The sequence below is a fragment of the Bradyrhizobium japonicum USDA 6 genome, from assembly GCF_000284375.1.
GTDB classification, from domain to species: domain Bacteria; phylum Pseudomonadota; class Alphaproteobacteria; order Rhizobiales; family Xanthobacteraceae; genus Bradyrhizobium; species Bradyrhizobium japonicum.
Window position 1 is genome coordinate 3099845 of the sequence record NC_017249.1, and the last position, 16176, is coordinate 3116020.

The window sequence follows — 16176 nt, forward strand, 5'->3', positions numbered from 1 at the left end:
CTGATCATGTCTGACCTTCACACTCACTATCCGGTCGTCGTGATCGGCGGCGGCCAGGCCGGTCTTGCCATGAGCGCGCAACTCAAGGCGCACGGCATCGAGCATGTCGTGCTGGAGAAAAATACGATCGCGCATTCCTGGAAGACGCAGCGTTGGGACGCGTTTTGCCTCGTGACGCCGAACTGGCAATGCCGGCTTCCCGGCTTTCCTTACGCCGGCAGCGATCCGCATGGCTTCATGCTGCGTGACGAGATCGTCACTTACATCGAGGATTTCGCCAGGCACATCGATGCGCCGGTCCGCGAGGGCGTCGCCGTCACACGCCTCAGGCAATCCGGTCATGGCTTCATGCTCGAGACGACGATCGGCGAGATCGCTGCTGGCAGCATCGTGCTGGCCGTCAGCGGATATCACGTCCCGAAAGTGCTGCCGTTTGCAGACCGGCTCGATCCGTCGATCACGCAGATCCACTCTTCAGCCTACCGCAATCCGGATCAGTTGCCGCCGGGCGAAATCCTCGTGGTTGGAAGCGGACAATCGGGCTGCCAGATCGCCGAAGACCTGCATCTGGCCGGCCGCAAGGTGCATCTCGCCGTCGGCAGCGCGCCGCGGTGCCCGCGCTTCTATCGCGGCCGGGACGCCGTCGACTGGCTCGACGATCTCGGGCAGTACGACTTGCCCGTCGACAAGCATTCGCTAAAGGAAGGCGTTCGCAAGAACGCCAACCATTACCTGACCGGACGGGACGGCGGCCGCGACATCGACCTGCGCAGGTTCGCGCTTGAGGGCATGAAGCTCTACGGTCGTCTCAAGGACGGCCGCGGGACGTCCTTGCAGCTTGGCGATGATCTCCAGGTCAATCTCGACAATGCCGATCGGGTCTACAACGGCATCTGCCGAATGATCGACGAGCACATCGCAAGGAATAGAATCGCCGCGCCCGTGACGCCTCACTATGCGCCCGTGTGGTCCCCCACTGCGGTGCCCACGGAGCTCGATCTCGCAACGAGCGGCATCAGCAGCATCGTCTGGACGACCGGCTTCCGGTCCGACTGGTCCTGGGTCGACCTGCCGATGTTCGATGGCACGGGCTATCCAACCCACAAGCGGGGCATCACGTCGATCGACGGTGCCTATGTGGTCGGCCTGCCGTGGCTCTACACCTGGGGCTCTGGTCGGTTCGTCGGCATCGGGCGTGATGCAGAGTTTGTTGCAGACCACATCATGGAGCGATCGAGCGCATCGCATGCCGACGCGTATCGAGCCGACCGACGCGAGCTCTCGCAAGATACCGCGCGAGAGGCTGTTTAGCCTTGCTCGCGCGACTACGCGCCCTCTCCAGGGGAGGCGAAACGACGATGCCCGGGACAGGCCCGGGCATCATGCGTTCAAGGTGTCTTCCGGCGGTTACTGCGACAGCTTCACGAAGCTCGGAAACTTCAGCTTGCCTTCGGCGATCTTCTCGGGCCAGACCACGACCTGCTTGCCGTCCTGCCACTGGAAGACGAGACCGGAGACTGTGGTGGGACCGGACTTGATGCCGTGGGTGAACTCGTCGTCCTTGCCGTAGAACTGGATGCGGCCGATCGTGCCCTCGTAGTCGGTCTTCTCCAGTTCAGCGACCATCTTGTCGGGATCGGTCGAGCCCGCGCGCTTGATCGCGTCGGTGATGAAGTAGACCTCGTCATAGGCGGTGTAGCCGGTATAGGCCGGCGGCGCGCCGAACTTGGCCTTGAACGCGGCCGCGAACGGCTTCGTCTTGGAGGTCACGGCGACGTCGGGCGTCGCAACCGCGAGCGACGGCACGCCGTCGGCGGCGCCATTGGTGTCCTTCCAGAAGGTCGGGCTCAGCGCCTGCGCGCTGATGCCGAACATCGGGATCGGCACCTGCTGGTTCTTCCACTGCACCGTCGGCTGCACGCCGACATGCGAGATGCCGGTCACGATCACGTCGGGCTTCTTGCCCTCGATGTTGTTGAAGATCGGCGTGAAGTCGGTGGTGTCGGGCGAGAAGCGCACATGCTCCACGACCTTCAGGCCCGCCTTGGGCAGGCAGGCCTCGTAGCCGACGTCGAGCGGCTTGGTCCAGGCCGCGTCCTCGCTCATGATCGCAACGGTCTTGAACTTGAGCTTGTCGACCAGGAGATCCTTGGCGGCATCACAGACGAGCTGGGCCTGGGCCGCCGAGGTCAGGTAGCCGTGGAAGGTGTACTTGTTCTTCTCATAGTCGTTGTGGATCGCCTTGGTGATCTCGTTGGAGGCCGCGCCCGGCGTGATCAGCGGCATCTTCAGCCGCGCCGCCCAGGGTTCGAGCGCCAGCACGACCTCGCTGATATAGCTCGCGATCACGGCGGACACCTTGTCCTCGCTCACCGCGCGCTGGAACGCTCGCACCGAGTCGGCCGACGAGCTCTTGTTGTCATAGGTGACGATCTCGACCTTGCGGCCGAGAATGCCGCCCTTGGCATTGATCTCGTCGGCGGCGATCTGCGCGCCACCGGGGGTGGCGGCACCGGCGATCGACTGCACTTCGGCGATGACACCGATCTTGATCGGATCGTTCGACTGCGCGTAGGCGGGCGCGGCGAGGCACAGGGCCAGCGCCGAGGCGAGAAGGAGGCTGCTGCTTGGATTCGTCGATGGTCGCATGGTCGTTTCCCTTTGCTTGTTTTGTTATTGATACGCGCGAATTAAAGAAAATCGGCGCCGGCTTCGCTCGCGAAGCGGCCGGGATCGCCCTCCCAGACGATGCGGGCGTGCTCCAGCACATAGACGCGGTCGGCATGCGGCAGCGCGAAGGTGACGTTCTGCTCGCCGAGCAGCACCGTGATCGCGGTGGTCTGCCGCAGTTTCGTGAGCGCCTTGGACAATTGCTCGAGGATGACGGGAGCGAGGCCCAGCGTCGGCTCGTCCAGGATCAGGATCTGCGGCTGCATCATCAACGCGCGGCCGATCGCGAGCATCTGCTGCTCGCCGCCGGAGAGCGTTTGCGCCATCTGGCCCTGGCGCTCCTTCAGGATCGGGAACAGCTCGAACAGCCAGGCGAGCTGCGCCGCGCGCTTGTCGTCGGAGAGATGCTGGCCGCCGAGATCGAGGTTTTCGCGCACGCTCATCTCGCCGAACAGCTCGCGCGATTCCGGGCATTGCACAAGGCCGCTGCGCGCGATCTTCGCAGGGCTAGTGCCGCGCAGTCTGTCGCCGCCTCGCACGATCTCGCCGCTGTAGGGGAGGAAGCCGGAGATGGTGTTGAACAGCGTGGTCTTGCCGGCGCCGTTGAGGCCGACGACGGAGACGAATTCGCCCTCGTGGACGTGGATCGAGACGTTCTCCAGTGCCTGCGCCTTGCCATAGAACACGCTGACATTCTCGACCTGGAGCAGCGGCACCTTGTCCTTGAAGCTGGTCTCGGGCCGCGCATGGGTCTCGATGGCGCCGCCGAGATAGACCCGCCGCACCGTCTCGTTCTTCATGACGTCGTCGGCCTTGCCCGTGACGATCTCCTCGCCGAGATACATCGCGAGCACGCGGTCGACCAGCGCGGCGACGCTCTTGACGTTGTGGTCGACCAGCATCACGGCGCGGCCCTCGTCGCGAAAGCTGCGGATCAGGTCGGAAAAGACGTCGACCTCCGCACGCGTCAGCCCGGCAAAGGGCTCGTCCACCAGCACGACCTTTGGGTCACGCGCGATCGCTTTCGCAAGCTCCAGCCGGCGCAGATCGGCGAATGGCAGCGTCGGCGGCCGGCGGTTCATCACGCTGCCCAACCCGACGCGGTCGGCGATCCATTTGGCGCGCTCGACCAGCGCCTTGTCCGGGAACAGCATGAACAGGCTGTCCGGCAGCAGCGCAACCATGATGTTCTCCAGCACCGTCTGCCGGTTCAGCGGCCGCGAGTGCTGGAACACCATGCCAAAGCCTTTGCGCGCGATCTTGTGCGCTGGCAGGCCGGCGACGTTCTCGCCCTCGAAGATGACTTCGCCCGATGTCGGGCGCTCGATGCCCATCACGCTCTTCATCGCGGTCGACTTGCCGGAGCCGTTCGGCCCGATCAGGCCGAAGATCTCGCCGGCGTTCACCTCGAAGCCGAGGTTCTTCACCGCCGTCAATCCACCAAAGCGTTTTGTCAGGCCGCGGACGTCGAGCACGGGCCGGTTTGCGATCATATCCATCACGAGCGCGCCTCACGCGAGAGGGCCGCTCCGAGGAAGCCGCCGGGGAAGAACAGCACGACGAGGAGCGCAACCGCCGAGACGATGAAGGTCGCGAGCTCGCCGGTGGGACGCAGGAATTCACCGGCAACGATCAGGAAGATCGCGCCGAGTGCCGCGCCAAGCACGGTGCGCCGGCCGCCGAGCACGGCCGAGACGATCACGTTCACGCCGACCGCGACGTCGACGACGGTTCCGACCGAGGCGGTGCCGAAATAGAACACCAGCAGCGCTCCGGATAAACCAGAGAAGAACGCGCTGACGATGAAGGCAGCAAGCTTGTGCTTGACGATGTTGAAGCCGAGCGCGCCGGCCTGCACCGGATCCTGGCCGCTGGCCTGGAGCACGAGGCCAATCGGCGATTGCGACAGGCCGTAGAGGATCGCCGCCGAGATCGTCATGAAGCCGAGTGCGATCCAGTAGTTTGCGCCGGCGTTGATGGTGATGACGTCGGGGATGGTCAGGCCGATCTCGCCGCCGGTGAGATCGGCGAACACCACGATGAAATTCTGCAACATCAACACCGCGACCAGGGTGGTCAGGCCGAAATACGGTCCGCGCACGCGCAAAGCCGGCAGTGCCAGCACGAGGCCCGCGATCACGGAGGCGAGCGCCCCCAGCACGATGCAGAGATAGACCGACCAGCCGAACTGGGCGTTGAGAATGCCGGCGGTGTAGGCGCCGACACCGATCAGGAAAGTGGGCCCGAAATTGACCTCGCCCGCGAAGCCGAACAGCAGGTCCCAGGCCATCGCGAACACGCCGAAATAGAATGCGACGGTGAGCAGGCCGAGCACGTAGCCGGAGACGTAGAGCGGCAGCGTTGCCGCGATGATGACGAGCGCGACCGAGATGAAGAACAGGCGGGAGGTGAAGAAGGTGGACATCTCAGCGTCTCCCCAGAAGGCCCTGGGGCCGGATATACATCACGAACACGAGCAGCAGCAGCGCCGGAATGGTGCGGTAGGCCGGCGAGACCAAATAAGCCGTCAGCGTCTCGAGATAGCCGACCACGAAGGCCGCGATCAGCGAGCCGGAGACGCTGCCGAGGCCACCGAGCACCACGATCGAGAACGCGCTCGCCGTCAGCGGTCCGACGCTGTAGGAGCTGACCCCTAAGAACATGCCGAGCAGCACGCCGGCGATGCCGGCGAGGATGCCGTAGATCGCCCAGACCACGACGTAGATGTTGGTGAGCTCGAGCCCGAGCAGGGTGACGCCGCGCGGGTTCATCGACGCCGCCAGCACCGCCTTGCCGGTGCGGGTGCGGTTCACGAGCAGCCACAGCAGCGCGATGACGAGACAGCACACGATCGCTGTGAAGATCTCGTTCTTCGGCGTGCGGACGCCGAGGATCTCGACCACGCCCTCGACGATCGGCAGCACGGTCTTGGCGTTGTTGGTGAAGAAATAGGCGATCAGCTCCTGGATCATGATGCCCCAGAGCAGCGTTCCCGTGAGGACGAAGATCTCCTTCTCCTCGTTGGGAATGCGCCGGGAGTCCTGAATGGGCTTCACCACCGCGAAATAGGTCGCAAAGGCGGTGAGGAGGGCGACGGCGACCCCGATCAGCGCGCCGGCATAGGTGCCGACGTTGAGGATGCTGGCAGCGGCCCAGGCCGCCACCGCTGCGGCCACCATGATGGCACCGTGGGAGAGGTTGAGCACGCCGGAGACGCCGAAGATCAGGGTGAAGCCGGTGGCACCGAGAGCGTAGAGAGCGCTGATGGCAAAGCCATCGATCAATATCTGGAAAGCTCGCATCTATGATTGGCCGGGTGGCAGCCGAGCTGCCGCTTTGAGGAAAGGTGCTGCGGAGAGCCGCATGTGGAAGCTCCCGGGAGGTGGTCCCGGGAGCATGTCCTGCTAGTTGCTGAGCTTGATGAAGCTCGGGAACTTGACGTCGACCTTGGCGACGTCCTTGGGCCAGACCGCGCTCTGCTTGCCGTCCTGCCATTGCAGCATCAGCCCGGTGATCAGGCCCTTGCCGTATTTGATCGAGTGGGTGAACGGATCGTCCTTGCCGTAGAACTGGACGCGGCCGATCGTGCCTTCCCAGTCGGTCTTCTCCAGCGCGGCGACGAGCTTGTCGGCGTCGCTCGAGCCGGCGCGTTTCACCGCGTCGGCGATGTAGTAGACCTCGTCATAGGCGGTGTAGCCTGCATAGGAGGGATAATTGCCGAACTTCTTCTTGAAATTCTCCGCGAACGGCACCGATTTCGGCGTCACCGCGACGCCGGGCCCGGAGACGCCCTGATAGAGCACGCCTTCGGCCGCCTGGTTGGTGTCCTTGCCGAAGGTCTCGTTGGTGGCCTGCGAGGAGATGCCGAACATCGGGATCGGCACCTGCTGGTTCTTCCATTGCACCGTCGGCTGCACGCCGACATGGGAGATGCCGGTGATGATCACATCGGGCTTGGAGCCCTCGATCTTGTTGAAGATCGGCGTGAAGTCGGTGGTATCGGGCGAGAAGCGGATGTGGTCGAGCACCTTCAGCCCGATCTTGGGCAGGCATTCCTCGTAGCCGATGTCGAGCGGCTTGGTCCAGGCGGCGTCCTCGCTCATGATGACCGCGGTCTTCATGTGCATCCTGTCGACGAGCAGGTCCTTGGCGCCGTCGCAGACCGAGAGCGCCAGCGCGGCCGAGGTCAGATAGCCGTGGAAGGTGTACTTGTTCTTCTCGTAATCCGCGTGGACGCTCTTGCTGATCTCGTTTGAGGCGGCGCCCGGCGTGACGAACGGCGTCTTCAACCGTGAGGCCCAGGGCTCCAGCGCCAGCACGACCTCGCTGATATAGCTGGCGATGACTGCGTTGACCTTGTCCTCGTTCACCGCGCGCTGGAACGCACGCACTGAATCCGCCGACGAGGAGTGATTGTCGTAGGAGATGATCTCGATCTTGCGGCCGTCGACGCCGCCATTGGCGTTGATCTCGTCGGCGGCAAGCTGCGCCGCCTGCGGAATGGAGGCGCCGGCGATCGCCTGCGCTTCCGCGATCACGCCGATCTTGATCGGATCGGCTGCAAGTGCTGCGCCTGACGCTGCCATCATGGCACCTGTCGCGGCCGCACCGAGCGCCATTTGCAATGCAACAGAGAGTCGTTTTTTCATGTTGTTCTCTCCCTTTGAACAGGCCTCTTGTGAGCCATTATGTCGCAACTATAACGGCGAGGACATTCTCGGCAAGTGAAACCGCGTTCAGGATTGGGAGAGACGGACTAAAGTCTAGCGCTGCGCAAATTGCGGGCAGGATAGGTGCGAGACACTCATGACGCGCGCAGGCATGCAGATTCTGTCGGCGGGCATGCGTGAGCGTCGAAGCCTTTGAGTCGAAGCCTTGGAATCGAAGCCTTGGAGCGGGCGGTTGCCTACAAGACGAGCAGCGATACCGGTTCAACGCGCTTGCAGCAACGATGGATCGAGCGGCCTCAACCGGGCCGGATCGAAGGGCGACAAGTCTACACGCGCCGCATCCTTGGCGATCAGCTGCGCCAGCGCTTCGCCGGTCGCAGGCGCATTGAGGATGCCCCAGACATTGTGCCCGGTCGCAACATAGAGGCCTTCGCTCTGCGGCACCTTGCCGATCAACGGCAGACCATCCTCAGTCACCGGTCGGAAGCAGGCCTGCTGCGCGATGATCTTTTCGGGACGAAACAGTGGCGACAGCCGTTCGCACATGATTTGCAGGCGCGCGATCGCACCGACGTCCGGCGTCACGGCCGCCGGATCGAGCGGCAGCGGTGCGATGTCCGAGAGTGCGGTGATATGCGTGCTGCCGTCGGCGCGTGGAAAGACCTCGATCGACACGGCGCTGCCGTCCTCGTCATACTCCAGGAACAACGCATCGGCCGGCACGTTAGGGCCGAGATCGTACACGATGCTCGGGCTGCGCTGGCCATAGACAGCGGGCAGGCGCATCCATTGCGCGGCGAGCAGCGACCACGGCCCCATCGCGATCACGACAGCGTCCGCCTCAACGAGGCTGCCATCCACCTCGACGCCCTTCGCGATCGTGCCATTCGCGTCGCGCACGATGCCCGTGATGCGGCCAACGCGAAGCTCGGCGCCTTGCGCGACTGCCGCGTTCATCACGGCCGAGGTAAATTTGCGAGGATGAACGATCGCAGTCGTCTGCGTCGTACCGATGCGCTGCGCGATGACGACGCCGTTGGCGAGCCAGCCGAGCGCAGATGGTGCATTCCGGCGCGGATCGCCGTCGGACGCAACAAAGCCGCCATACGCGGTCATCGGGCGATAGCCCCAATCGCCGGCGATCTCCTCCGCCAGCTGCGCATGAAGCACAAAACTCCGCCGCGCGAGTGCGTCGAGCGGCGAGCCGGTGCACCAGTCACGCGCCAGAAAGCCGCCGGCCTTGCCGGAGGCGGCGGCCGCGACCTCGGTCCGTTCGACCACGATGACCTCGATGCCGCGGCGCCGGAGAAACAAGGCGGTGCAGGCCCCGATCACGCCGCCGCCGCAGATGATGACGCGCATGGCTTGTTCCTTGGATAGTGCTGCGCTGACGTGCGCAACATCGCCTGTTCGGACGATCGTTCAGGCGAAGATTGCCGCTTCGCCGCTAGAGGTGCAATTCTGTCGTATATCGAATGTCGTCACTCAACGATCATGCGAGCGTCATAAAGAATCACAAAAGCGTCATGCCGCAAGCTGCCAATGGAACAGGCGCTGGGGCGAACACTCTACGGGGAGGGTAAACCATGGCGCTCAAATTCCGCAGCATCGACGGCTCCAACAACAATCGTGCGGATCCCACCTTGAACCAGGCCGACACCGACTTTGCGCGGCTGGGGCCGGCAAATTTCGTCGATGGGGTCAATGAAATGACGCCAGGTCCGAATCCGCGCGAGATCAGCAACATTGTCGTGGCGCAGACGGATATTGGCGAGGAAGGCCCGCATCTGGTGGATGACGCCGGCGTCGCGCTGTCAGGCATGATGTATGCGTGGGGCCAGTTCATTGATCACGATCTGGATCTGCAGAAGGAGGGAACGGGCACGGATGATATCTCGATCAAGGTCCCGGCTGATGACGAGTTTCTGCCGCCCGGCAGCATGATCGCGTTGACGCGGGTGGCGATCGATCCTGCGACGGGGGGCACCGGGCATCCGGCAGCCGCGATCAATACGGTGACGGGTTGGCTGGACGGATCGCAGATCTACGGTTCCGACGCGGCCACCGCGGCGAGCCTGCGAACGGCCGACGGCCATATGAAGGTGTCGGCGGGAGACAATCTCCCGATCGTCGAGACCGAGAACGGCAACGTCTTTGCGGCCGGTGACGTACGGGCGCAGGAGAATCCCGACCTGACCGCCTTGCAAGTCTTGTTTGTGCGCGAGCACAACTACCAGGTCGATCGACTGCACGAGGACCATCCGAACTGGAGCGGCGACAAGCTATACGAGACGGCCAAGGCCATCACCACGGCCGAGATGGTCAACATCACCTACAACGAGTTCCTGCCGCATCTGTTGGGCGAGGACGCCATCAAGCCGTACCAAGGCTATGACCGCACGGCGGACGCGCGGATCACCGAAGAGTTTGCCGGTGCGGCCTTTCGCTTCGGTCACTCCATCGTCTCCGACGAGATCAGTGCGATCAGCAATCTGGGTGCCTTCACGTCGGAGCAGACGCTGGCGCAATCGTTCTTCGAAGACACGGCGACTTTCAAGGCGACTGGTGCGGATGGCCTGCTGCGGCATCTGTCGGGGGACCTGGCCAACCCGCTGGACGCTCACATTGTCGATGGCTTGCGAAACCTCCTGTTCGATCCTCCGGACGGCATGGATCTGGCAGCGATCAATATCCAACGCGGCCATGATCTTGGGCTGGGTACACTGAACCAAACCCGGGAGGCGCTGGGGCTTGCGCCTTACACCAGCTTCGATCAGTTCAGCTCTGATCCGGCGACGGCAGCAGCGTTCGAGAAAGCCTATGGTTCGATCGATGCCGTCGATTTGTGGGCCGGTGGATTGGCTGAGGATCATGCGCCAGGAGCGGTCATCGGGCCCACCTTCGGCATAATCATCGCCGACCAGTTCACCGCTTTGCGCGACGGCGATCGCTACTACTTCGAGAACCAGGGCTTCGATAAGCAGACCCTGAATGAGATAAAGAACACCACGCTGTCGGACCTCATTCTGCGCGACACCGATACCACTGCGATGCAGAGCGATGCCTTCGTCGCCACCGAGCGGCACAGCGGCACGCTGGGCGGCGTAGACCCGACCGGAGAACAGGCTGCAGCAGGCATGGCGCAGCTTGTGGTCGGATCTCCCGGCGGGGATACCCTGACTGGCGGAGATCTGGACGACACGCTGGTCGCCGCGGGCGGCCGCATGACCATGACCGGAGGTGCCGGTGCCGACACATTCGTATTCGACCTTGGTGTTCTCGCAGGTAAGCACAACACCGCGGTCATCACCGACTTCGATCCCAAACGGGACAAGCTGCAATTTTCGAACGACGTTGAGGTCACGAAGTCATCTGACCATCATGGCGGAACGCTGTTGCAGGTCGGCTCCGAGACCATCGACCTGCTGGGCGTAAAGCCGCATGAGATGCATCTTCACGAATGGGGATAATGCTGGGTCGCTTCAAACGAGCGATACAGCATCGTTCGGCGCCGGCGGGGCACGCCGGCGCCGTGGTGCAATCCGCGCTTGCCCCTCAGCCCGGTCCGGCGCCCTGCGTCGCCGTATACACCGCGTAGAGCGACTGGCTCGCGGCCATGAACAGGCGATTGCGCTTGGGGCCGCCGAAGCAGACGTTGCCGCACACTTCCGGCAGGCGGATGCGGCCGAGCAGCTTGCCCGCCGGCGACCACACCGTCACACCGCTATAGCCGACGGCACGCCCAGCGTTGCTGGAGGCCCAGACATTGCCGTTGACGTCGCAGCGCACGCCGTCGGGCCCGCACTTCACGCCGTCGATCACGCAGTCGCTGAACTTCTTCACGTTGGAGAGCTTGTTGTCGGCGCCGACGTCGAACACGAAGATCTCGCCCTTGCCGCCGGGCCCGGTGTCGCCCGGTCCCTTGCCGGTCGAGGCGACGTAGAGCTTCTTGTAGTCCGGTGAGAAGCACAGGCCGTTGGGATCGGGCACCTGGTCCTCGGTGACGACGAGGTCGATGCGGCCACTTGGATCGATGCGATAGCAGTTGGTCGGCAGCTCGCGCTTGCCCGGTGCGAAGCCGGCCGGCTGTCCGATCCGCGGATTGAGCTTGCCGCCTGCATTGCTCGGGCCGCCCGCCACGTCGGGCTCACCTTCATAGAGCTGGCCGCCATAGGGCGGGTCGGTGAACCAGTAGCTGCCGTCGGGATGCGCGGCGATGTCGTTCGGCGAGTTCAGGCGTTTGCCCTGATAGGAGTCCGCGAGCACCGTGGAGGTGCCGTCATGCTCGTAGCGCGTCACCCGCCGGGTCAGGTGTTCGCAGGAGAGCTGACGGCCCTGGAAGTCGAACGAGTTGCCATTGGAGTTGTTGGAGGGCGCGCGGAACACGCTCACGCGGCCGTCGTCCTCGGTCCAGCGCATCTGCCGGTTGTTGGGGATGTCGCTCCAGAGGAGATAACGGCCCTGCGCGCTCCAGGCCGGGCCCTCGGCCCACAACAGGCCGGTGTAGAGGCGCTTGATTGCGGTGTTGGGCTGCGCCAGGTCGTCGAAGGACGGATCGACGGCGATGATGTCGGGGTCCCAGAAATAAGTCGTCGGCGCGCCGTTGGGGCCGAAATCGCGCGGCGGGGTGGTGATCGTCGTTGGCGGTGCGGCGGGTCCGGTCTGGGCCAGCGCAGGGCCGGCCACGGTCGCCGCGGCGCCGAGCGCAAGTCCCCGCACAAGTGTTCGTCGTGAAAGCGCAGCATCCTGGTCGCGCTGCTCTGAGCGTTCCATCGCGTCCTCCCGGTTATGTTCGGCTGGCCGGTTGATCCGGCCGAGCGGACGAAGGTTAGTCCGGTCCGCGGCCGGTTGCGAGGGGCAGGTTCGCATCCCCTGCGCGATGGTAGGCTTGCGAAGGCTGGAACGCGGCGGCATTGCGGCGAGGCAAGGGCGGAAGCGGCAATTCGTCCCGGTCTCGTCGTTCGGGGCCTGTCGTCGGGCTTTGTGCGGTTAACCGGAGCGGCTTTTAGGACGTGTCAAGCCTTGACCTCGCGCGCGATGATGGCAGAACGTTTCCGGGGTATCAGCCGGAGTTCATTGTGTTAGCCGTTGTTGCACTGGTCATTGCGCTCGCCATCGCGTTCGCCGCCGGCTATTTCACCCGCGATCTCGCCTCCCGCAAACGACGCGCGGAGGCGCGCCGCTGGCGCGAATATACCGAGCCGGGCTGGCTCCGTGCCGCCGCACCTGCCAACACCAACGAGGCTGTCCCCGTCGCCACCGGTGAGCTTGGCCAGATGCTCGACCGCTGGGAGAGCAGGGCCCGCGCCCGCCGCGCAGGATAGCCTGACCGCAACGCGGGTGAGGGGAGCGGCATCCGGGCGACCTTCCCGCATATCGCTCCGGTCTCGTGGGCTCCTCGCGCTGCCCGGCGACACCGTCATAATTTCCAGCTTACGTAATTCGGATTTGCCGGATGATCCGTGCGATGACGGACCGGTCGTCGCGCCGTACATTGCAGATCTGGTGGCAGGTCAGCCCTCCTGACCATCTTTTGGCGTTGCGGTTGCAGCCATTTCTCGTCTAGAAACGGCGCATCGAGCCTCCCGGCAACCAACCGTCAACGGTTTTGACCGAGGATTTGAGGGCTCAAAAGGGTCTGGCAATGCTGATTCGTGGCCAAATCGATGGGATTTCGGGGGAGGTGGCTCTGGCCGCCGCCACGATCCCGGCCGCGCTGCTGCCCACCCTCCTGATTGGCGGCCTTCTTCTTACTTGCCCCTGAGGGCCGGCTGGGCGCCACGCGCCTGGGCGCTCAGGGGTTGGTCGAGATCACCGGACACCTCAAGCGCCCAGCAGACTGACGGCGCACAAGCTCATAAAGGAATTTTGCAATGGCCCCCGTGAACAAGTCCGACAAGGACCGCGTCATCATTTTCGACACCACGCTGCGCGACGGCGAGCAGTGCCCCGGCGCCACCATGACCTTCGAGGAGAAGCTCGAGGTCGCCGAGCTGCTGGATGATATGGGCGTCGACGTCATCGAGGCCGGCTTCCCGATCACCTCCGAAGGCGACTTCCAGGCCGTCAGCGAGATAGCCCGCCGTTCCAAGAACGCCGTCATCGCCGGCCTGTCGCGCGCGCACCCCGCCGACATCGATCGCTGCGCCGAAGCCGTGAAGTTCGCAAAACGCGGCCGCGTCCACACCGTGATCGCGACCTCGCCGCTGCACATGCGGGTGAAGCTGAACAAGACCCCGGAGCAGGTGATCGAGACCTCGGTCGCCATGGTCGCACGCGCCCGCAACCAGATCGACGACGTCGAATGGTCGGCCGAAGACGGCACCCGCAGCGAGATGGAGTATCTGTGCCGCATCGTGGAGGCCGTCATCAAGGCCGGCGCCACCACGGTGAACATCCCCGACACCGTCGGCTACACGGTGCCGGAGGAATACACCCACTTCATGAAGACGCTGATCGAGCGCGTGCCGAACTCCGACAAGGCCGTGTTCTCCGTGCACTGCCATAACGACCTCGGCATGGCCGTGGCGAACTCGCTGGCCGGCATCGTCGGTGGCGCGCGTCAGGTCGAGTGCACCGTCAACGGCATCGGCGAGCGCGCCGGCAACGCCGCGCTGGAAGAGATCGTGATGGCGATCAACGTGCGCAACGACAAATTCCCGTACTGGAACAAGATCGACACGACGCAGCTCACCCGCGCCTCGAAGGTGGTATCGGCGGCGACCTCGTTCCCGGTGCAGTACAACAAGGCCATCGTCGGCCGTAACGCCTTCGCGCATGAGAGCGGCATCCATCAGGACGGCGTGCTGAAGGATGCTTCCACCTACGAGATCATGCGGCCCGAGATGGTCGGCCTGAAGCAGTCCTCGCTGGTGCTGGGCAAGCATTCCGGCCGCCACGCCTTCGTGCACAAGCTGGAGGAGATGGGCTACAAGCTCGGTCCGAACCAGCTGGAAGATGCGTTCACGCGGATGAAGGCGCTCGCCGACCGCAAGAAGGACATTTACGACGAGGACATCGAGGCGCTGGTCGACGAGGAGATGGCAGCGTCGCACGACCGCATCAAGCTGACCTCGTTGACTGTGATCGCCGGCACCCATGGCCCGCAGCGCGCGACCATGAAGCTTGACGTCGACGGCCAGATCAAGATCGAGGAAGCCGAGGGCAACGGTCCTGTCGATGCGGTGTTCAACTGCATCAAGCGCCTGGTGCCGCACGAGGCCAAGCTGGAGCTGTACCAGGTCCACGCCGTCACCGAAGGCACCGACGCGCAGGCCGAAGTCTCGGTGCGGCTGTCGCATGAGGGACGTGCCATGACAGCGCGCGCGGCGGATCCGGATACGCTGGTGGCATCCGCCAAGGCTTATCTCGGCGCGCTCAACAAGATCGTCATGAAGCGCCAGCGCGATACCGTGACGACGGCAGCGGCGAGCTGACGCTTCATCATCTCCAGTTCATCGGCAAACGCGGCGTCTTCGGCGCCGCGTTTTTCGTTTGGCACACGACGGCTCGGCCAATGGAATGGTGGTTGCCGCGGGCGCCGCGCAACTGGTGTTCGGCCTGGCCTCGAACTCGGTGATCTCCGGCAATCAGTACATCCAGATCGGCGGCTCGGCCGACGGCACGACGATCAAGGTCGGCGGCGACCAGGATATCCTCGGCGGCGGTATCGCGACCAACACCACCGTGGACGGCGGCACCCAGAACGTCTTCGGCGTTGCGATCCAGACCACGGTCGCGAATGGCGGCTTCCAGCACGTTCACAACAATGCCTTCAACACCATCGTCAATGCCGGGGGTAAGCAGAACGTCTACATCGACGGCAGTGCGACCGGATCCACCATCAATGCCGGCGGCATCCAGATCGATTGGGGCTTCACGATCATCACGACGATCAGCGGCGGCGGTCAGTACGTTTTCGGGCCGGCGAGCCTCACGACGATCAATTCGGGCCTGCAGGCCGTCGAGAGCGGCGGCACGGCCTCGGACACGACGATCCATGGCGGCGGGCAGGACGTCTATTTGGGTGGAACCGCGATCAACACCACCATGGATGGCGGCGTCCAGTCGGTCTATGGCGGCACCGTGGTCCAGACCACGATCAGCAATGGCGCCCTCCAGTATCTCCACGGCAACGCGTCGATGACGACGGTCAACGCCGGCGGCCAGCAGAGCGTCTACGCCGACGGCACGGCGACCGGCACCACGATCAATTTCGGCGGAGTCCAGGTCGATTGGGGCGCCGCCAACGCCACCATCGTCAACGGCGGCGTGCGATATGTGTATGGCAGCGCAACCGGCACGACGGTCCTGTCCGGCACGCAGCACGTGCAGGCCGGCGGCAGCGCCGATGACACCACGATCGGCTCGGGCGCGCTCGCCTTTGTCCACGCGGGCGGCACGATCGACGATGTGATCTTCGCCGGTCCCAATGCCTCGCTGGTGCTGGCCCAGGCGTCGGCCTTCACGGGAATGATCTCCGGCTGGCAGGACCATGACAGTCTCGATCTCGGCGACATCCTGTTCAGCGACGGTCTGACCTCGATGGCCTATGCGCAGAACAACGACAACACCGGCGGCACGCTGACAGTCTCCGACGGCACCCACGTCGCGACGCTGCACTTGCTCGGTCAGTACAGCGCGGCCGACTTCGCGCTGTCCTCGGACGGGCACGGCGGCACCCTGATCACCGATCCGGCGGTCGCGCAGCAGGCCCAGCTCGCGCCGGCGCTGCACGGCTGAGGTTGCGAGAGGCGGCAGCGGCGATGGCAGGGTTTCCCTGCCATCGCCATGCCTGTGCCAGTCCGGCAGATTTCCCCTCCGGATACCGCATTTT

Annotated in this window: 12 protein-coding genes; 5 read left to right on the forward strand and 7 right to left on the reverse strand. The window is 64.2% G+C overall.

The genetic code is table 11. The features are described from left to right. The first annotated feature begins 6 nt into the window (after positions 1-6). Entirely contained in the window at positions 7-1311 is a 1305-nt protein-coding gene (locus BJ6T_RS14525; RefSeq protein WP_014493136.1) for an MSMEG_0569 family flavin-dependent oxidoreductase, read from the forward strand. 96 nt (positions 1312-1407) lie between these two features. Here BJ6T_RS14525 and BJ6T_RS14530 read toward each other — a convergent pair whose 3' ends face one another. From BJ6T_RS14530 to BJ6T_RS14555, 6 genes are all read right to left on the reverse strand, one after another. Continuing rightward, entirely contained in the window at positions 1408-2649 is a 1242-nt protein-coding gene (locus tag BJ6T_RS14530; RefSeq protein ID WP_014493137.1) for an ABC transporter substrate-binding protein, read from the reverse strand. A gap of 41 nt (positions 2650-2690) precedes the next feature. Then, positions 2691-4169 (reverse strand): ATP-binding cassette domain-containing protein, encoded by a 1479-nt coding sequence (locus tag BJ6T_RS14535; protein WP_014493138.1) that lies wholly within the window; start codon positions 4167-4169, stop codon positions 2691-2693. Beyond that, positions 4169-5095 carry a branched-chain amino acid ABC transporter permease gene (locus BJ6T_RS14540; RefSeq protein WP_014493139.1) on the reverse strand — a complete coding sequence of 309 codons (927 nt, stop codon included), beginning with the start codon at positions 5093-5095 and terminating at the stop codon, positions 4169-4171. Before BJ6T_RS14540 ends, BJ6T_RS14535 begins: the two co-directional genes overlap by 1 nt. A 1-nt stretch (position 5096) precedes the next feature. Next, positions 5097-5972 (reverse strand): branched-chain amino acid ABC transporter permease, encoded by an 876-nt coding sequence (locus BJ6T_RS14545; RefSeq protein WP_028156504.1) that lies wholly within the window; start codon positions 5970-5972, stop codon positions 5097-5099. A 102-nt stretch (positions 5973-6074) separates the two neighbouring features. Beyond that, positions 6075-7289 (reverse strand): ABC transporter substrate-binding protein, encoded by a 1215-nt coding sequence (locus BJ6T_RS14550; RefSeq protein WP_085973423.1) that lies wholly within the window; start codon positions 7287-7289, stop codon positions 6075-6077. 312 nt (positions 7290-7601) lie between these two features. After that, positions 7602-8702 (reverse strand): NAD(P)/FAD-dependent oxidoreductase, encoded by a 1101-nt coding sequence (locus BJ6T_RS14555; RefSeq protein WP_014493142.1) that lies wholly within the window; start codon positions 8700-8702, stop codon positions 7602-7604. 224 nt (positions 8703-8926) lie between these two features. On the opposite strand from BJ6T_RS14555, the gene BJ6T_RS14560 reads away from it, so the two are divergent. Beyond that, positions 8927-10810, forward strand: coding sequence for a peroxidase family protein (locus BJ6T_RS14560; RefSeq protein WP_014493143.1), 1884 nt, complete (start codon positions 8927-8929; stop codon positions 10808-10810). 85 nt (positions 10811-10895) lie between these two features. Here BJ6T_RS14560 and BJ6T_RS14565 read toward each other — a convergent pair whose 3' ends face one another. After that, positions 10896-12113, reverse strand: a complete 1218-nt coding sequence (locus tag BJ6T_RS14565) for an SMP-30/gluconolactonase/LRE family protein (protein WP_014493144.1) — start codon at positions 12111-12113, stop codon at positions 10896-10898. Positions 12114-12418: 305 nt separating this feature from the next. Here BJ6T_RS14565 and BJ6T_RS14570 point away from each other — a divergent pair, with 305 nt between their 5' ends. From BJ6T_RS14570 to BJ6T_RS14580, 3 genes are all read left to right on the forward strand, one after another. Continuing rightward, complete coding sequence (locus tag BJ6T_RS14570) at positions 12419-12664, forward strand: hypothetical protein (RefSeq protein WP_014493145.1); 246 nt, start codon at positions 12419-12421, stop codon at positions 12662-12664. Between the two features lie 549 nt (positions 12665-13213). Beyond that, positions 13214-14776, forward strand: coding sequence for a 2-isopropylmalate synthase (locus BJ6T_RS14575; protein ID WP_014493146.1), 1563 nt, complete (start codon positions 13214-13216; stop codon positions 14774-14776). Between the two features lie 85 nt (positions 14777-14861). Continuing rightward, positions 14862-16082, forward strand: a complete 1221-nt coding sequence (locus BJ6T_RS14580) for a hypothetical protein (RefSeq protein WP_028170256.1) — start codon at positions 14862-14864, stop codon at positions 16080-16082. The last annotated feature ends 94 nt before the right edge of the window (positions 16083-16176 follow it).